The organism is Saccharibacillus endophyticus (assembly GCF_013185185.1).
Classification (GTDB): Bacteria; Bacillota; Bacilli; order Paenibacillales; family Paenibacillaceae; genus Saccharibacillus; species Saccharibacillus endophyticus.
In genome coordinates this window covers 370,339-388,557 of sequence record NZ_JAAZWE010000006.1, presented here as the reverse complement: position 1 = coordinate 388,557, position 18,219 = coordinate 370,339, and the positions used below count along the sequence as shown (strand labels likewise).

The following is an 18,219-nucleotide window of genomic DNA, read 5'->3' as shown; positions in this document are numbered from 1 at the left end:
TCCGTTCGGGATTCGGCAGTTTTTTTGTTTTCCGACTAATCCGGTATATAATGAATACGAACTTATGAAAAGGAAGGGGTAACACATTCACATGAAATCTTTCGCTTTCTATAATCCGACACGCCTGATTTTCGGTAAAGGCCAACTGGAACAACTCAAAACGCTGGTTCCGCAATACGGCAAAAATATTTTGCTCGTATACGGAGGAGGCAGCATCAAACGCTCCGGTTTGTACGATAGCGTGACATCCCTGTTAAAAGAACTCGGCTCGAACGTGGTCGAACTTGCCGGCGTCGAACCGAACCCTCGCTTGTCGACGGTACACAAAGGCGTTGACCTGTGCAAAAGCGAAAACATCGACCTGATCCTCGCGGTTGGCGGCGGCAGCGTCATCGACTGTGCCAAAGCGATCGCGGTCGGCGCAAAATACGATGGCGATATGTGGGACTTCGCGGAGCGCAAAGCCGCTGCCAAAGACGGCCTGCCGCTGGGCGTGGTTCTGACGATGGCCGCAACCGGTTCGGAAATGAACAGCGGTTCCGTTATCACGAATGAACAAACGATGGAGAAACTGGGCTGGGGCAGCGCATATTCGTTCCCGACCTTCTCGATCCTCGATCCGGAGTTCACGTACTCCCTGCCGAAAGATCAAACCGTGTACGGCATCGTCGACATGATGTCGCACGTGCTGGAGACGTATTTCCACCTCGAAAGCAACACGCCCGTCCAAGACGGCTTCTGCGAGTCCGTACTCCGTGCCGTAATCGAAGCGGGTCCGAAGCTGATCGACGACCTGGAAAACTTCGAGCTGCGCGAAACGGTCATGTACAGCGGCACGATGGCGTTGAACGGCGTTCTGAGCATGGGCAGCACCGGCGACTGGGCGACGCATAACGTCGAGCATGCCGTATCGGCCGTTTACGACATTCCGCACGGCGGAGGCCTTGCGATCCTGTTCCCGAACTGGATGAAGCACAGCTTGAGCGTCGATCCGGAGCGCTTCAAGAAGCTTGCCGTCAACGTCTTCGGCATCGACGCGACAGGCAAATCCGCGGAAGAAGTCGGTCTTGAAGGCATCGAAGCGCTGCGCGCGTTCTGGAACTCCATCGGTGCTCCGAGCACGCTGGCCGACTACGAGATCGACGACAGCCGCATCGAAGAAATGGCCGACAAAGCGATGAAATTCGGACCTTTCGGCAACTTCAACAAGCTGCAGCGCGAAGACGTTGTCGCGATTTATAAAGCTTCGCTGTAAGCCGTACCTCAAATTTTATGTCTTCAAAGGTTTAACTTAAAACAAGACCCCGGCATCAATACGGGGTCTTGTTTTGTTTTTCTTTTTACCTCCCACATACAAGGAAGCTCTAGCGGAGGAGAAATTCAGCGAAAGACGCCTTTGAATGCGGAAAGCCGGATGGCTTTCTGCATGAGACAGCGTCTTGAACGAATTTCTCCCATAGCGTTACCGCTTCCTTTCCCCATCCGAAACTTTTTCATAACGACTCACTCGTTCTCTGCGCTTATCAGTTAGAGAGGAGCTGATTCACCATGAAAATACTCAATAAGGCGCCGCGACTTTTAATCTTCGCACTGCTCGCGACGTCACTCTCCGCGTGCTCATCCACTCCTGCCGAACCCGATGGCCTGGCCGACGCAAGACGCGAAGTGCAGCGTGTATATCCGGATGCCGGGATTCCGAATATCGAAGGAGTAGAACTCAGCCTGGCCTACAAAGATAAAAGCTTTTCCTTACCTGACGAGCTTAAAAGCGATGAGGCCGATCCGATGGACAAAGACAGTATCGTCTTGGTTTATTCGCGCGAGAAGGGCAAGTTGAAAAGCGAAGATACCCTTCCCGAAGAACTGCTGTACGGCCCTTACGAAGGCGATCAGACGCTGCTATTGACGTTAAGCGAGCGTCCTGCAACGGTTCAAGGTTCGGAAGCGCGTGTTGTGGAAGGAACCGAAATTCAGGTCGCCAAGCTTCAAAATCATACGATTTACGCTACGGCCAGGCCGAATGACGTAACGTATACCCTGCAAGCCAGCACGGATTCGGGATTCGAAGAAGATGAACTACTGGGAATTTTATCTCAAGTATCTACTTCGCAGGAAAATTGAACTAATTTAGAGAAAAATGAAACCAAATCGGCAACCATACGTATGTAACAATATACCCATTCACAAAGTTTCGGCTTGCGGCGGCGCTTCAGTATGATAAAGTGTTCTGCGACAAATCCGTACATCATGCACGGGCTTTTCCGTAACGGAAGAGCCGCCGAATGTCGAAACGGTATGGGAAAGCTCCAAGAATGGAGGAATGATGCGACTGTGGAAGCGCTCTATTTAGGTTGCTTGGTGGGCGGAGTCCTGTTTGCGTTAATCAGCGTCGTGTTCGGGGATTGGATCGGCGACGCGCTGGGCGGGGTGTTCGACGCGTTGTCGTTCGAGTTCCTGCAGCCCGTCGTGCTTGCCGGGATGGTGACCGTGTTCGGCGGAGCCGGCATTTTGATCGAACGTTATGCAGGCTTGCCTCCAGTGTGGAGCGTATCCGTTTCGGTGCTATGTGCGCTGCTCTCGGGTCTGCTGCTGTACTTCGGTTATGTGAAACCGATGCGAGGCAGCGAAAATTCGGTAGGCTACTCGATGAACGATCTGACAGGCCGAATCGGCGAAGTTACCGTACCGGTTCCGGAAAAAGGCTACGGCGAGGTTATGGTCAGCATGGGCGGTTCAGGCAATACGCTGCACACGGCTTTCAGCTTCGACGGAGACTGGATTCCCGCGGGAGTCAGAGTGGTCGTTATCGACATCGAAGACGGAACGTTGGGCGTCAGCGAACTTGAAAAAACAGAAAAGGGGTTGGAGTAAAATGAACTTTTTCGATCAGATTCCGGATTATCTATTGATTCCGGGTATCGTCGTGGCCGTGCTGCTCGTACTGGGGTTGGCGTTTTGGGCCCGTTACAAGACGGTTAGCACGGATGAGGCGATGGTGGTGACCGGTTCGTTCCTCGGCACGAAAAATATTGCCGACGACGAAGCCGGACGCAAGATCAAGATCGTGCGCGGCGGAGGCGCCTTTATCCTGCCGATTTTCCAAAAGGCGGAATATTTGTCGCTGCTGTCGCATAAGCTGGACGTAACGACGCCGGAAGTCTATACGGAACAAGGGGTTCCGGTATTGGCCGACGGCGTTGCGATCATCAAGATCGGGAGTTCGACGGAAGACGTGGCGACGGCTGCCGAGCAGTATATGGGCAAGCCGATCGAATCGCTTAAATCCGAAGCTCAGGAAGTGCTGGAGGGCCATTTGCGGTCGATCCTCGGCTCCATGACCGTCGAAGAGATGTACCGCAACCGTGATCGTTTCGCCCAAGAAGTGCAAAGCGTCGCGGCGCGCGACCTGAAGAAGATGGGTCTGCAAATCGTCTCTTTCACCATCAAAGACGTCCGCGACAAGCACGGCTACCTGGAATCTTTGGGTAAGCCTCGAATCGCTGCCGTAAAGCGCGATGCGGAGATCGCCGAAGCGGAAGCCGTGAGAGATTCGCGGATTCAAAAAGCTCGCGCCGAAGAAGAAGGGCAAAAAGCGGAACTGATTCGCGATACGAACATCGCCGAAGGGCAAAAAGAAAAAGAATTGAAGATCGCCGCGTTCAAACGCGATCAGGATACGGCGAAAGCCGATGCCGACCAGGCTTACCTGATTCAGGAGGCGCGTGCCAAGCAGACCGCCGTCGAAGAACAAATGCGCGTCGAGCTGGTACGTAAAGACCGGGAGATCGACCTGCAGGAAAAAGAAATTCTGGTTCGTCAAAAGCAATACGATGCGGAAGTCAAGAAAAAAGCCGACGCGGATCGTTATGCCGTAGAAGTCGCGGCGGAAGCGGATAAAGCTCGCCGGATGCGCGAAGCCGATGCGCACCAATATTCGATCGAAACGCAGGCCAAAGCCTCCGCCGAGCAGAAACGCCTGGACGGTATCGCGTCCGCCGACGCCGAGCTCGCCAAAGGTACGGCGGAAGCGGAAGTTATCCGTCTGCGTGGCCTTGCCGAAGCCGAAGCCAAAGAGAAACTGGCCGAAGCGTTCAAACATTACGGGGAAGCGGCCATCCTGGACGTTATCGTCAATATGCTGCCGGAACTGGCAGGCAAGATTGCCGAGCCGATCGCGGCGGTCGACAAGATCACGGTTGTCGATACGGGACGCGGCGAAGGCGGCGGCGCTGCCCGCGTGAGCAGCTATGTCACCGAGCTCATGGCAACCGCGCCCGAAATGCTGAAAAGCGTATCGGGATTGGATCTGGAGCAGATGATCCAGAACCTGACCAGAGGCAAAAAAGCACCGACCGATGCGCAAGTGGGCGCCAATCTGGCAGCGGAAAAAGCAGCAAGATCCGAGGCCGTTGCTTTAGCGGAACGGTCTTCGGAAGGCCAAGCGGAATAACGTCCGTTCGCGATTAAATTTGCCAAAGCCAACGACGACGCTAGATCCAAACATGAATACGGATAGCATCGTTTTCGAATAAGTATGCAAGCAGGGCCGAATCCCGTATTTTCCTAGAGAAAATGCGGGTTGACGGTCCTTTTTTTCATGGGATAGAATTAGGGGATTGCGTGTGGCTCAGCGGTTGTGCAGACAGGTGTTATCGCTGGCGAGATGCCGGAAAAGGACGGGAATAAACCTATGAAAAGAAAAGCAGTAACCAAAACGATTACCGATGTCGCGTTCATCGCGCTCGGCGCCTTTATCTTTGCGCTGGCGGTCAATCTGTTTGTTATCCCCAACGACTTCGGCGAAGGCGGGGTAACCGGCGTTACGATCATTTTGTATTATTGGCTGCAATGGTCGCCCGGTCTCGTCAATTTGATTATCAATGGATTTTTGTTGATAATCGGCTATCGTTTTCTGGATAAGAAGACGATTATTTATACAATTTTAGCGGTTGCGTTCAATTCGTTGTTCCTGCATTTGACGGAGGGTTGGGACATCGCTTCGACAGAAAAAACGGTCAATGCGATCTTTGCCGGTATTTTCGCAGGTATCGGGATCGGCATGATCGTGCGCGTGGGCGGGACGACGGCAGGGACGGTTATTTTGGCTCGTTTAGCGAACAAATATCTGGATTGGAATATTAGCTACGGGCTGCTGTTCTTCGACGTGATCGTCGCTGTAGCCTCGCTGATGGTCATCGAAGTGGAGAACTTCATGTTTACGATCGTGTTGCTTTACGTGGGAACCAAAGTGATGGACTTTATCGTCGAAGGCTTGAATCCGAAGAAAGCCGTTATGATTATCTCCAAGCATCAGCATACGATCGCGGAGCAGGTCAATACGGCGATGGATCGCGGTGTGACAGTATTGTCCGGACACGGATTTTATACTAAGGAAGCCAAAGAGGTTCTTTATATCGTCATCAGCAAGCAGGAAGTCTCTCAATTGAAAAAAATTGTGAAGAGCGCGGATAAAGACGCCTTTGTGACGATTCACGATGTGCGCGACGTATTCGGCGAGGGGTTTGTCGATATATCGAAATAGCGATTTAACAAGTGTTTACAAAGCACGTAAGCGTGACGCAAAGTTGAATTTCGAGCGTTTTTTTGGTAATCTATTCGTCATAATGAGCTGTAACGAAGAGGAGCGGAAGCAAGCGGATGCTGGTGTCCAAAGTCTTGAACAACAATGTCATTATTGCGGACGATCCGCATTACGGTGAAGTGGTCGTTATCGGAAAAGGAATCGGGTTCGGGCGCTCGGAAAAGGATTCGATCGAATCCGAGGCAGCGGAGAAGATGTTTATTTTGCGCAACCGCCGTGAGCAGGAACAGTACAAGCAGCTGCTTCCGCAAGTGGACGAGAACCTGATCGAGGTCATGAACGAAGCAATCCAGACGATCGGAACACGCATTGCTTCGCCGCTGAACGAGCATATTCATGTCGCCTTGACCGATCATATTGGCTTCGCTCTCAAACGTACGGAAAAAGGAATCACGTTCCAAAATCCTTTTCTTTATGAGACGAAGGAGATTTATCCGGAAGAGTACGAATTAGCGCAATACGTCGTCAACCTGATCGAAGAACGCCTGGGCGTAGCTTTGGGTCCGGATGAGGTCGGATTTGTCGCTCTGCATATTCACAGCGCGATTACCAACCGCCCGATCACCGAGGTACGTGGACATTCCGAGCTGATCGCGGATCTGGTCGACCTGATCGAAGAGAATCTGGAAGGTGGCTTGAACCGGAGTAGTCTTGATTATTCGCGTCTGTTGACCCATCTTCGTTTCGCGATCGAACGAGTTTGTCGCGGCGAAGAAGTGCGTTCGACGGATCGCTTGGCCGAGTTGCTCGGAAGGGAATATCCGGAAATGTATTCGCTTGCTTGGAAATTGACCAAAGTGATGGAAAAGCGACTGGGACTACCGGTTTATAAGGCGGAATCCAGTTACTTGACCGTACATTTGCAGCGTCTTGCGGAAAAAGATAATCTTTGAGATTGTTTGTCCGTGCAAGGACTTGCCAGCTATTTCGGCGGATGCTATAATGACGAACGTAAGCTAACTGAAAACGATCTTTGTAGCGATGTGTTACTGATACGATCAGGCATGAATCGATACGGGAACGAAGAAAATACAAGTAGGAACCAGACCGTGCATATTGCATGGCTGTTTCATGCTGGTAATTTTGCTTCTGTTTCTCGTACTATTCATGCCTTTTTTGCGCTTTCGCTTACATTTTCGTTGGAAGAATAAATATAGAGGAAGTTGCCCCTATGTTTACGAGGCTGCTTGAGCTTCTGAAACGAGCCGGTTCCGGCGTCCGCAAGAGCGGGGCGTCAACGTCTGACTCATCCGGGAAACCGAACGAATCGGACGAGCTGCCCAGACAACTTTTGTCGGCGCTCGGCGGACAAAAGAATGTATGGAATCTGGACGCGTGCACGACAAGGCTTCGCGTTCGGGTCGCCGAGAACGGTCAGGTGAATAAGGAGCGTCTCAGGCAGTTGGGAGCGCTCGGCGTTTGGGAGATGGACCATGACGAGATTCATGTCCTGCTCGGTGCTCGCTCCGACGCGATCAAGTCGCAGATGCAAGCGATCGTGGCAGAAAGCGCGCCGAACGAGGACTCGTTCGGCGAACAAACTGCCAATCGGCAGATCAACCACAGGAACGAGGCGGCCGGCGAAATCATCGTTTCGCCGGCCGACGGCGAGCTGTTGGATCTCTCAAGCGTGCCCGACTCGTTCTTCTCCCGCCGAATGATCGGTGACGGTTTTGCGATACTCCCATCTTCGGGCCGCATCCTGTCTCCGGTCGGCGGAACCGTGCTTACGGTCTTCCCGGGAAAGCACGCCGTTGGAATTTTGTCGGAAGCCGGCATAGAAATTCTGGTTCATATCGGCGTCAATACCGTTAAACTCAAGGGTCAAGGGTTTAATGTATGTGTAGCGGAAGGAGATCGCGTTGCCGCAGGGCAGCTGATTTTGGAAGTCGATCTGGAAGATGTGGAGCAGCATGCCGCTTCGATCATCACGCCTGTCGTCTTCATGAACCTTCCCGGGGAAGCGGTTGTACAGCTGCTTGCGCCAGGCACGGTCCGAGCCGGTGAATCGTCGATCATTCGGATCACGGCAAGAGGCAGTCAAATCTTCAAGTAGCAGGCAAACGTGCAAAATGCATACAAGTCAGCTATAGTTAAGTAAGAACGATTTACCAACAAACATCACACATTGGAGGAATTCAATCATGGAAAAAACATTCAAAATCGTAGACGAAGACGGTATCCACGCACGCCCTGCAACAGCACTGGTAAACACGGCCAACAAATTCAAATCGACTGAATCGTTCGCGGAAGCTAACGGCAAACGCGTAACGCTGAAATCGATTCTGGGCGTTCTGTCCCTGGGTCTGGAAAAAGGATCGACACTGACTTTGATCACTCAAGGCGAAGAAGAAGCAGAAGCTCTGAAAGCTTTGGAAGACGTTATGGTCGGAGAAGGACTGGGCGAAGTCAATGCTTAATATTTCCGGAATCGCGGCTTCGGCCGGCATCGCTATCGCAAAAGCGTTTCGCCTGGAGCATCCGGATTATACTGTAACCCAGCAAACGGTCAAAAACGCTGAAGCGGAAATCGCCAAGCTTGACGACGCGCTTGCGAAATCGCAGGTTGAACTGGAGCGCATCAAGGAAAACACGCTGAAAGAACTCGGCGCGCAAAAAGCGGAGATCTTCGAATCGCATCTGCTGATTCTGAACGATCCCGAGCTGATCAGTCCGGTCAAAGACATGATCGTCAACGATCAAGTCAATGCCGACTACGCGCTGAACGAAACGTCCAAACAATTCGTCTCCATGTTCGAAAACATGAAGAGCGCTTACCTTCAGGAACGCGCGGCGGATATGAAAGACGTAACGAAGCGTATTTTGGGACATTTGCTCGGCTTGAACGTGCAAAACCCTGCCGAAATCAGCGAAGAGGTCATCGTGATCGCGGAAGACCTGACGCCTTCGGATACGGCTCAATTGAACCGTAAATACGTTAAAGGCTTCACGACGAATATCGGCGGACGCACGTCGCACTCGGCTATCATGGCCCGCTCGCTCGAAATTCCGGCAATCGTCGGAACGAAGAACGTGCTGGAGCAAGTTCAGCCGGGCGACCTTGTTATCGTTGACGGTCTCGAAGGCAACGTCATCGTGAACCCGAGCGAAGAAGTCGTTGCCGAATATCGCGAGAAGCAAGCGAAGTACGACGAGCAGCGCGCGGAATGGCGCAAGCTGCGCGAAGAGCCGACCGTAACGACGGACGGCGTTCACGTTGAACTGGCTGCCAACATCGGTACGCCTAATGACGTAGCCGGCGTTCTCGATAACGGCGGCGAAGGCGTGGGCCTGTACCGGACGGAGTTCCTGTACATGGGTCGCGACAAGCTTCCTTCCGAAGACGTGCAATACAATGCTTACAAAACGGTACTCGAGAAAATGGAAGGCAAACCGGTCGTTGTCCGCACGCTTGATATCGGCGGCGACAAAGAGCTTCCTTACCTCGAACTGCCGAAAGAAATGAACCCGTTCCTGGGCTTCCGCGCGGTGCGCCTGTGCCTGGATCGTACGGACATCTTCCGCACTCAGCTGAGAGCTTTGCTGAGAGCAAGCGTTCACGGCGATCTGCGCATCATGTTCCCGATGATCGCGACCCTGGTCGAGTTCCGCCAAGCCAAAGCGCTTCTTGAAGAAGAACGCGAGAACCTGAAGAACGAAGGCGTGGCTGTTGCGGAAAACATCCAACTCGGTATCATGGTCGAAATTCCTTCGACTGCCGTACTGGCGGATCAATTCGCGAAAGAAGTCGACTTCTTCAGCATTGGCACCAACGACCTGATTCAGTACACGATGGCTGCCGACCGCATGAACGAACGCGTTTCGTACCTGTACCAGCCTTACAACCCTTCGATCCTGCGCCTTGTTGACATGGTCATCAAAGCGGCGCACAAAGAAGGCAAGTGGGCAGGGATGTGCGGCGAAATGGCCGGCGATTCCGTCGCGATTCCATTGCTGCTGGGTCTGGGCCTCGACGAATTCAGCATGAGTGCAACATCCATCCTGCCGGCGCGCAGCCAAATCTCCAAACTGTCCCGTGCGGACATGCAGGAGCTGGCAGCGAAGGCACTGGAATGCTCGACAGCCGAAGAAGTCGTAGCTCTGGTTGAAGCTATTCAAGTCTAAGTTAGACGCATTTCGCATGAACCGTTTCGACTGTACGATCTCTGTCGCTCCGGCGTGCGCGCCGAGCATTTTGGCACGCCGAAGCTGCGTCCGTCCGGTTCCCTTATGGGAGCCGGATTTTTTTGTTAAAATTAAACGTAAGGGACTGCTTCGTATGGAATGAAGTACTGCCTGGAACACCAACAACAAACGGATCTGATCTACATTAAAAGATACATAATTAAAGAAGGGAGGATTTTATGTTTAAATTCGCGATGTTTTTGCTCGGAGCTGTTTCTTACAGTGCGGGATTTTTGGGTTACGTATATCGTTTACATGCTGCTTATAATCAACCTCTTCACGATGTGGGATACACGATTTTCACGTCTCTTTTTGGATTTCTCGTCGTGGCTTGTCCGTTATATATCGGGTTGGTTTATCTCGTGGATAAAAAGTTCAAAAGTCTTAAATGGCTACTTTACCCTCTGGCTTGCGTAGCCATTTTCTTTATTCCGACTCTTCTGGCACTTTTGCTTTGGGGTGGAGGACATCCATTTTCTTCTGAAGCGCAGCTTTTTTATTTCTTCTACTTATTCTCGGGAATCACGTTCGGACTGGGGTATTGGTTCATTCAAAAAATGAATTTAGGTAGCTTTTATAAACATCGCTCAGATCAATATGAATAAAACAAACATCTTACCTGATTGTAAACAAAAAGAACCGGCAGATGCCGGTTCTTTTTGTAATCGGACAAACGCCTACCACAAACTCTGAATATTCACGCCTTTCGGCTCTGCCTGCGGATCGTTCTCGTTGATATGATCGTAGAACATCACGCCGTTCAAATGATCCAATTCATGCTGCATCACGATCGCCGGATAGCCTTTGAGCTTGAGTAGCAGTTCTTTTCCGTTCTCATCGTAAGCTTTTAGCTTGATCTTTTCATATCTAGGCACGATGCCTTCGACCGGACGATCTACGGACAAACAGCCTTCGCCGTCCGGCAAATACGTCATCGCGGCAGAATGGCTGACGATCTTCGGATTGAACAGCTTATATTCGTACAAAGTTGGATTTTCTTCTTCCATGACGTCCGTAAACAGCACGGCGAACATCCGACGATCCACGCCGACCTGATTGGCAGAGATGCCTACGCCCGGACGGAGCCCGTATTTTTCAGCTAGTTCATCGTCTTGGCTTTCGTGAAGATAGCGCATCATGGCATCCATGGCATTGCGGTCTTCATCGGAAAGAGGGAACTTTACTTCCTCAACCTTGCGGCGCAAAATCGGATCGCCTTCGCGGATCACGTCTTTCATCAAAATGCGGTAACCTTTATCTGTGAGTGACATAATCGGTACAACCCTCGACTTCCTGAAAATTTGGATATTAAAACACTATAGGCATCCGGCTCGATTCATGGCGGATCACCCTTTTTCTATTATGAAGCGACGGAAACAAAAAGAAAAGCCACTTTGCCGGATTTCCCGGAAAAGCGGCTTGCAAAAAGGGTTAGGTACATTTAGACGGGTCGAATAATCCGTCCGATACTTAACTGCAAGCGCAGTTCAATACCGGTTTACGCGCGGCGTTCGTTTCATCGAGACGAGTAACCGGCGTTGTGTACGGCGCGTTGAGCAGCAGTTCCGGATCTTCTTCGGCTTCTTTCGCGATGCGAATCATCGTGTCGATAAAGCCGTCGAGCGTTTCTTTGCTTTCCGTCTCGGTCGGCTCGATCATGATGCATTCTTCGACGTTGAGCGGGAAATAGATGGTTGGCGGGTGGTACCCGAAGTCGAGCAGGCGTTTCGCGACATCCAACGTGCGAACGCCGTATTTTTTCAATCCGCTGCCGCTCATGACGAATTCGTGTTTGCATGGACCCGCGAACGGAACTTCATAATAATCTTTCAAACGGGCCATCATATAGTTCGCGTTCAGCACGGCACATTCGGATACGCGGCGCAGACCGTCCGGGCCGTACGTGCGGATATACGTGTACGCGCGAACGAGAATGCCGAAGTTGCCGTAAAAAGCTTTGACGCGGCCGATCGAGTGCGGCGAAGCGGCTGCGAAATCGTACGAGCCGTTTTCCAGCTTCTCGATGATCGGAGCCGGGAGGTAAGGGATCAGAATCGATTTGACGCCGACCGGACCTGCACCCGGACCGCCGCCGCCGTGCGGGGTGCTCATCGTTTTATGCAGATTCAGGTGAACGACGTCGAAGCCCATGTCGCCCGGACGCGTGATGCCCATGATCGCGTTGGAATTGGCGCCGTCGTAATAAAGCAGGCCGCCCGCTTCATGCACGATTTCGGCGATTTCCACGATTTGTTCTTCGAACAATCCCAGCGTGCTCGGGTTGGTCAGCATCAGCGCGGCGGTATCCGAACCGACTGCGGCTCTCAGCAGATCGAGGTCGACCATGCCTTTAGCGTTGGAAGGAATCGTCACCGTCTCGAATCCGGCAACCGTAGCGCTCGCAGGATTCGTGCCGTGCGAGGAGTCGGGGACGATAACTTTGGTTCGCTTTTCTCCGCGGGCTTCGTGATAGCTGCGGATCATCATCAAGCCGGCCCATTCGCCGTGCGCGCCTGCTGCCGGTTGAAGCGTCACCGCATCCATACCGGTCAGCGCGGCCAGATCGGTTTGGAGCGTATGCATCAGTTCAAGCGCGCCTTGCACGCTCGATACGGGTTGATACGGATGGATCTTGGCAAAGCCCGCATACCGCGCCACGTCTTCGTTGATTTTCGGATTGTATTTCATCGTACAGGAGCCGAGCGGATAGAATCCGTTATCGACGCCGAAGTTGCGACGGGATAGCCCCGTATAGTGGCGAATCACATCAACTTCAGACACTTCCGGCAATGCGGCCGCATCACTGCGCTTGAACTCGTCAGGCAGCCAGGACGAGACTTCATCTTCGGTTGTAGGGACATCACATTCCGGTAGCGAGTAGGCCACGCGGCCCGGCTGGCTTAATTCAAAGATCAAGGCGCAATCTTCTTTGGCATCGACAAGGGTCGGCGCTGTCAGATCAAGGCTCGTGTTCATAGACTTCCCTCCAAAATTTCCGCGAAGCGGTCGATGTCTTCTTTCGAACGTTTTTCCGTAACGGCGATCAGCATGACGGAGCCAAGCTCCGGATATTCCCGGGACAAATTGTATCCGCCGATAAAGCCTTCTTCCAGCAGCTTTTCGCTGAGAACGTTGATATCAGTGCCTTCAGGAAGCTTTAATGCGAACTCGTTGAAAAACGGCGAAGAGAAGGCAAGTTCTACCCCTTGAATCCCACTCAGCTGCTTGGCTGCATAATGGGCCTTTTTCAAGTTAAGGTCGCATACGTCGATCAAGCCCTGACGTCCCATAATGGAAAGGTACACGGAAGCCGATAGCGCCAGCAAAGCTTGGTTGGAGCAGATATTCGATGTCGCCTTATCGCGGCGGATATGCTGCTCGCGGGCTTGAAGCGTCAGTACGAAGCCGCGTTTTCCGTTCTTATCCGTCGTCTGACCCACGATCCGGCCCGGGATTTTGCGCATCAACGCTTTGGATACCGCGAAATATCCGCAAGTCGGGCCGCCGAACGACCCGGAGATGCCGAGCGGCTGCGCGTCGCCGACCGTGATATCCGCGCCGAGCTTGCCCGGCGCTTCAAGCAGGCCGAGCGAGAGCGGGTTGGCGCCTACGACGAGCAATCCTTTTTGGGCATGTACGAGATCGCTGATTGCACGAACGTTTTCCACCGCACCGAAAAAGTTCGGCGATTGCACCAACACAGCGGCCGTATCGCCGTCGATCAACGATTCCAATTTACCCAGATCGGTTACGCCATTATCGAATCCGACTTCGATGACTTCGATGCCGAGCCCGTAGGCGTAAGTGCGCACGACTTCGCGCGTTTCCGGATGTACCGTGGAGGCGATGACGATCTTTTTGCGGCGGGTAGCCGCGCTTGCGAGCGATGCCGCTTCGGCCATCGCCGTCGCGCCGTCGTACATGCTGGCATTCGCCACTTCCATGCCGGTCAATTCGCAAATGTAGGATTGGAACTCGAAGATCGCCTGCAATTCGCCTTGGCTGACTTCCGGTTGATAAGGCGTATATGCCGTATAAAATTCCGAGCGGGAAATGACATGGTTGATCACGACCGGAACCTGATGATCGTACAATCCCGCGCCGAGGAAGCTGGCATAACGGTCACTATCGGCGTTTTTTCCGGCAAGCCGTGTCATATGACGCAGCAGCCCGGCTTCGTCCAGTGCGGACGACATCGGCAGAGTGCCTTCGTAACGCACGTTTTTCGGAATGTCGACGAACAGGTCTTCGATACTTTCAGCGCCGACGGCAGCGAGCATATCGCGTTCGTTCTGCTGCGTCATGGGAATATAGCGGTGCTTCTTCAAGGCGTGTTCACTCCCTTTTCGGATTGTTGAATCAGTACTTTGTGAGCAGGCGTATTTTTATAAAAAGGAGCTTTGACGACTTCGGCTTTCAGCTTTTTGCCGCGAATTTCGACTTCGACCGGCGTTCCGATCGGCGCGAATTCCGCTTCGATCAACGCCAGGGCGAGATTGCGCTTCAGCGTCGGGGATTGGGTTCCGGTCGTCACTTCGCCGATCTGGCGTTCTCCCGCAAATACGGGATAGTGCGAACGGGCGATGCCGCGGTCGATCATTTCCAGGCCGACCAGCTTGCGCGGCACGCCGGCTTCTTTTTGGGCGGCAAGTGCCTGCCGTCCGATAAAGTCGCCTTTGCCGAGCTTTACGAAGTAGCCGAGACCGGCTTCCAGCGGCGTGATGTCCGCGGATAACTCCTGGCCGTACAGCGGCAGTTTCGCTTCGAAGCGAAGCGTGTCGCGCGCGCCCAAACCGCACGGCAGCAGACCGAATTCTTCGCCCGCCGCGATCAGGTCGCGCCAGACGGCCGGCGCGTCGGCGGCGGAAACGTACAGCTCGAATCCGTCTTCGCCGGTATAACCGGTGCGGGAGATCAGGGCGGACGCGCCGCCGACCGATCCTTTTTCGATAAAGCGGAACGGCTGCAATTCTTCCGGTGCGTCGCTATCGCTGATTTTGCGCAAAATCGACGTCGCGGCCGGACCTTGCAGCGCGATCAACGCGGTCGTATCGGAGACGTCGACGAACTCTACCGATTCCGGCAGATGCGACTTGATCCATTCCGCGTCTTTTTCCAGATTGCCCGCATTCACGACCAGCATGTAACGGCCTTCGCCCAGCTTGTACACGATCAGGTCGTCCACGACTCCGCCGTTTTCGTAGCACATGAAGGTATAGACGGCTTGCCCGTTTTCCAAAGCGGCGATATCGCCCGTCGTCAGGCGGCCGATCGCTTCGCATGCCTCGTCGCCGCTCAGAATAAACTCGCCCATATGCGAGACATCGAACAGTCCCGCATGCTCGCGTACCGCTTCGTGTTCTTTTTGAATCCCATAGAACTGTACAGGCAGCTCCCAGCCGCCGAAGTCGATGCAGCGCGGCTCGCCGGTTTCCGCATATAGAGGGTAGAGCGGGGTTCGCTTGAGAGAAGTCATCGTTTCAAAGTCTCCTTGTGAATCGAATTTGGTGTTCGCAATCAACAAAAAAGGACAGTGCCCAAAGACCGACCCCTTTCCCGCCAAACGGGGAAGAAGGGTCCAGTCGTAAGGGCTCTGTCCTTGATACCTGAGAGTTACCCCGCTTTGAAGCAGGTTTCCCCTTGGGTGATCCGCCTACGTGTCAGGTTTTGTCCTGATTCACGCGCGGATGCTCTCCAGAGTGGCGTCCGGCAAAGGTCCTTTTGCCTGAGAGATTCACCGAGCGCGGTCGCATTCGGTTTACTCCTTCGGCGGCACCCGCGATCGCGTAAGCGTCCGGTACTCTCTCCCTGTGCTTTCATTCGCCTATGCGAATATGATGCAACGTTCGTTTTTTGCCAAATGCGGATCAAATGCTTTATCCTAATTATTAAGGGATGCGCCTGCGTGTTGTCAACAAAAGTTTGAATTTTACGAAAAATATTGTGAGGAACATTGACACGCCAAATAGGCTGCTTTAAGCTAAAGGCGCGGAAAATTCCCGAACAAGTAAAAGTTCTAATACGCCGAATGTTCGGCAATACAGCGAAATGGAGCGAAGTAGACGATGAGTGAAGTAAAAGCAGGTCTGTACTATACCAAGGATCACGAATGGGTGGAAAAGCTGGCTAACGGCAATCTGCGCCTGGGCATTACCGATTTCGCGCAGCACCAGCTTGGCGATATCGTTTTTGTCGAACTGCCTGAAGAAGGAGCGGAAGTCGCGGCGGAAGCAAGCATCGGCTCGATCGAATCCGTTAAGACCGTGTCGGATCTGTTCTGCCCGGTCGGAGGAACGATCGCGGCGGTGAACGGAGCCCTGGAAAGCGAACCTGAATTGGTTAACAGCGCGCCTTACGGCGACGGTTGGATGATCGAGATCGCGCCGGACGGCGAAGCTGAAGGACTGCTCGCAGCGCTTCTGACGCCTGAACAGTACGAAGCGGAGCAAGCGGACTAAATCCGATATTCGGAATGCAAAAAGGGCGGCAATCCACAGTGCGAAAAACACTATGGGTGCTGCCCGTTTTGACGTTTTGTTCGGATAAGGAGGATATCTGCCGGAAGAACAGATGGAGCGTCAGCGGATGGCTTTTGGCGGATTCAATCCGGTTCGGTATGGCACTTTGCCTGCCGAAAAGTTATACCGGGATTTGTTGGAGTCTTTTCCCGAGCTTGCAGGCTGGTTTCCGTTCGCTTACGATCAAGGAGGGAATTGTTTCCTGATTGATCTGGATGAAAATCGCAGTCCCGGAAGTATCCGAGTTTGGCTAATGGACGGGGAAGAGCTGGCCGAGGTTACGGATTCCTTTGACGAGTTCATCACGGTTCTCGGTCAAGCGCGATTTATTCGCGGCATGATCTAATTGTCATGTCGCATTGTGCCGGTTTATGATGGAGGATAATCGATACCTGATCAAGCAATCATTCAGTACGTTGTCTCACTTCAAAAGGAGGAGAATGGCTTGAACGGAAAAACAGCACTCGTAACAGGCGCTAACGCGGGCATGGGACTCGCGACTTCGATCGAATTGGTACAGCGGGGATATCGTGTTCTTATGCTTTGTCGCAATGAAGAACGCGGCGAAAAAGCGTTGCGTGAGGTAGAAGCCGCAGGAGGAAACGGTTCAGCCGAACTTGTATTGGGCGATCTGGCCGAATTATCTTCTATTCGGCATTTTGCAGACGATATCCATGGGCGAGTATCCAGTCTCGACGTATTGATCAATAATGCAGGCGTGATCAGTCCCAAGCGCCAGGAGACGAAGGATGGTTTCGAGCTGGCGCTTGGCGTTAATCATCTGGGGCATTTTCTGGCGACGAATCTGCTGCTGGGCTTGGTGCAGGCTGCGGATCGCGGCCGGATCGTGGTGGTCGCTTCCGGCGCTTACAAAGCAGGCCGAATCCATTTTGAAGATCCGCATTTGCGCCGAAGCTACAATGTGATCAAATCGTACGGCCAATCCAAGCTTGCCAATATTTTATTTGCGCGCGAATTGGCACTGCGAACCTACGATTCCGGAATAGCCGTTAATGCCCTCCATCCCGGCGCGGTATTGACGCAGCTGGGCATCGACCGCGGCACCGGATTCGGGCAAGGCGTATATCGTGCGCTTGGCAAACTGCCTTCGTTCCAGACGCCCGCGGAAGGGGCTTCGACGGCCGTTTACTTGGCGGATAGTCCTGATGTAGACGGGATCTCACGCGAGTATTTTTACCGCAGTCAGCCTAAGCGCCTGGATCGTAAAGCGGAAGACGATGACGCCGCAGCTAAATTGTGGGAGTGGAGCGAGGCCGAGGTCGGCTTAAGCTAAATATAAACAGAAGTTTGATGGATAGAAAAGGGGACACCGACATGACGACATCCAATGAAACAACATCCAATGAACAACCGCTGATCGAACTGGCTGCATTCGAAGACCTGCCTGCGATCGTGGACATTTACAACTCCACGATTGCCGGACGCATGGTCACCGCCGATCTTGAACCGATTACGGTTGAAAGTCGTCATGCCTGGTTCGAAGAACATGAACCGTCTCGCAGACCGCTTTGGGTGATGCGAAAAAACGGCCGCGTGCTTGCTTGGATTAGCCTGCAATCTTTCTATGGACGTCCGGCCTACAATGCGACGGCAGAGGTCAGCATTTACGTGGACGAGTCGCTGCGCGGGACCGGGGCGGGCAGTCGTCTATTGCAAAAGGCTGTAGATGAAAGTCCTGCGCTCGGGGTTCGTACGCTGCTCGGTTTCGTATTCGGGCATAACGCGCCGAGTCTGGGTTTGCTCAAAAAATACGGTTTTGAATCTTGGGGAAATCTGCCGCGCGTGGCCGTACTGGACGGGATTGAACGCGATCTTGTGATTCTCGGCTTGCGCCTTGGCGAATAAGCTTTCAGGCATGGGTTGCCATGTCGGAGTAACGGAGTGTCGAGGACA

At 53.1% G+C, this 18,219-nt stretch carries 18 protein-coding genes and 2 riboswitches; of the genes, 14 read left to right on the top strand and 4 right to left on the bottom strand.

Annotation, left to right across the window (positions count from 1 at the left end; genetic code table 11):
• Positions 1-91 precede the first annotated feature (91 nt).
• From HRQ63_RS21505 to HRQ63_RS21460, 10 genes are all read left to right on the top strand, one after another.
• Positions 92-1,255 carry an iron-containing alcohol dehydrogenase gene (locus tag HRQ63_RS21505; RefSeq protein ID WP_172247207.1) on the top strand — a complete coding sequence of 388 codons (1,164 nt, stop codon included), beginning with the start codon at positions 92-94 and terminating at the stop codon, positions 1,253-1,255.
• Positions 1,256-1,548: 293 nt separating this feature from the next.
• Complete coding sequence (locus HRQ63_RS21500; protein WP_172247206.1) at positions 1,549-2,121, top strand: hypothetical protein; 573 nt, start codon at positions 1,549-1,551, stop codon at positions 2,119-2,121.
• 210 nt (positions 2,122-2,331) lie between these two features.
• Positions 2,332-2,871: an NfeD family membrane protein gene (locus HRQ63_RS21495; RefSeq protein ID WP_172247205.1), complete on the top strand. Its 540-nt coding sequence runs from the start codon at positions 2,332-2,334 to the stop codon at positions 2,869-2,871.
• A gap of 1 nt (position 2,872) precedes the next feature.
• Positions 2,873-4,450: a flotillin lipid rafts scaffold protein FloT gene (locus tag HRQ63_RS21490; protein WP_229714082.1), complete on the top strand. Its 1,578-nt coding sequence runs from the start codon at positions 2,873-2,875 to the stop codon at positions 4,448-4,450.
• Positions 4,451-4,690: 240 nt separating this feature from the next.
• On the top strand, positions 4,691-5,542 hold the full coding sequence (locus HRQ63_RS21485) for a YitT family protein (protein ID WP_172247204.1): 852 nt from the start codon (positions 4,691-4,693) through the stop codon (positions 5,540-5,542).
• 116 nt (positions 5,543-5,658) lie between these two features.
• Positions 5,659-6,495, top strand: coding sequence for a glucose PTS transporter transcription antiterminator GlcT (gene glcT, locus HRQ63_RS21480; protein WP_172247203.1), 837 nt, complete (start codon positions 5,659-5,661; stop codon positions 6,493-6,495).
• Positions 6,496-6,773: 278 nt separating this feature from the next.
• Complete coding sequence (locus HRQ63_RS21475; protein ID WP_172247202.1) at positions 6,774-7,658, top strand: PTS sugar transporter subunit IIAB; 885 nt, start codon at positions 6,774-6,776, stop codon at positions 7,656-7,658.
• Between the two features lie 88 nt (positions 7,659-7,746).
• Positions 7,747-8,022 (top strand): HPr family phosphocarrier protein, encoded by a 276-nt coding sequence (locus tag HRQ63_RS21470; RefSeq protein ID WP_037290224.1) that lies wholly within the window; start codon positions 7,747-7,749, stop codon positions 8,020-8,022.
• Entirely contained in the window at positions 8,015-9,727 is a 1,713-nt protein-coding gene (gene ptsP / locus HRQ63_RS21465; RefSeq protein WP_172247201.1) for a phosphoenolpyruvate--protein phosphotransferase, read from the top strand. The genes HRQ63_RS21470 and ptsP overlap by 8 nt, the downstream gene beginning before the upstream one ends.
• 239 nt (positions 9,728-9,966) lie before the next feature.
• Positions 9,967-10,392, top strand: coding sequence for a hypothetical protein (locus HRQ63_RS21460; protein WP_037290218.1), 426 nt, complete (start codon positions 9,967-9,969; stop codon positions 10,390-10,392).
• Between the two features lie 72 nt (positions 10,393-10,464).
• On the opposite strand, the gene def is transcribed toward HRQ63_RS21460, so the two are convergent.
• From def to gcvT, 4 genes are all read right to left on the bottom strand, one after another.
• Positions 10,465-11,058, bottom strand: coding sequence for a peptide deformylase (def, locus tag HRQ63_RS21455; protein WP_037290215.1), 594 nt, complete (start codon positions 11,056-11,058; stop codon positions 10,465-10,467).
• Between the two features lie 199 nt (positions 11,059-11,257).
• Positions 11,258-12,763: an aminomethyl-transferring glycine dehydrogenase subunit GcvPB gene (gcvPB, locus tag HRQ63_RS21450; RefSeq protein WP_172247200.1), complete on the bottom strand. Its 1,506-nt coding sequence runs from the start codon at positions 12,761-12,763 to the stop codon at positions 11,258-11,260.
• The gene (gcvPA, locus tag HRQ63_RS21445; RefSeq protein WP_268239437.1) at positions 12,760-14,115 is read right to left on the bottom strand and encodes an aminomethyl-transferring glycine dehydrogenase subunit GcvPA; all 1,356 of its coding nucleotides are present in this window, start codon (positions 14,113-14,115) and stop codon (positions 12,760-12,762) included. Before gcvPA ends, gcvPB begins: the two co-directional genes overlap by 4 nt.
• The gene (gene gcvT / locus HRQ63_RS21440; RefSeq protein WP_172247199.1) at positions 14,112-15,263 is read right to left on the bottom strand and encodes a glycine cleavage system aminomethyltransferase GcvT; all 1,152 of its coding nucleotides are present in this window, start codon (positions 15,261-15,263) and stop codon (positions 14,112-14,114) included. The genes gcvPA and gcvT overlap by 4 nt, the downstream gene beginning before the upstream one ends.
• Before the next feature lie 115 nt (positions 15,264-15,378).
• Positions 15,379-15,487, bottom strand: a riboswitch (glycine riboswitch).
• A 3-nt stretch (positions 15,488-15,490) separates the two neighbouring features.
• A riboswitch (glycine riboswitch) is annotated at positions 15,491-15,607 on the bottom strand.
• Between the two features lie 245 nt (positions 15,608-15,852).
• Between gcvT and gcvH the strand changes: the two genes are divergently transcribed.
• The 4 genes from gcvH to HRQ63_RS21420 all read left to right on the top strand — a co-directional run bounded on the left by gcvH (position 15,853) and on the right by HRQ63_RS21420 (position 18,171).
• Positions 15,853-16,245 carry a glycine cleavage system protein GcvH gene (gene gcvH / locus HRQ63_RS21435; RefSeq protein WP_172247198.1) on the top strand — a complete coding sequence of 131 codons (393 nt, stop codon included), beginning with the start codon at positions 15,853-15,855 and terminating at the stop codon, positions 16,243-16,245.
• Between the two features lie 112 nt (positions 16,246-16,357).
• Positions 16,358-16,651, top strand: a complete 294-nt coding sequence (locus HRQ63_RS21430) for an SMI1/KNR4 family protein (RefSeq protein ID WP_172247197.1) — start codon at positions 16,358-16,360, stop codon at positions 16,649-16,651.
• A gap of 99 nt (positions 16,652-16,750) precedes the next feature.
• Entirely contained in the window at positions 16,751-17,599 is an 849-nt protein-coding gene (locus tag HRQ63_RS21425) for an SDR family oxidoreductase (RefSeq protein WP_216674021.1), read from the top strand.
• A 41-nt stretch (positions 17,600-17,640) separates the two neighbouring features.
• Positions 17,641-18,171, top strand: coding sequence for a GNAT family N-acetyltransferase (locus tag HRQ63_RS21420; protein WP_172247196.1), 531 nt, complete (start codon positions 17,641-17,643; stop codon positions 18,169-18,171).
• Positions 18,172-18,219: the final 48 nt, after the last annotated feature.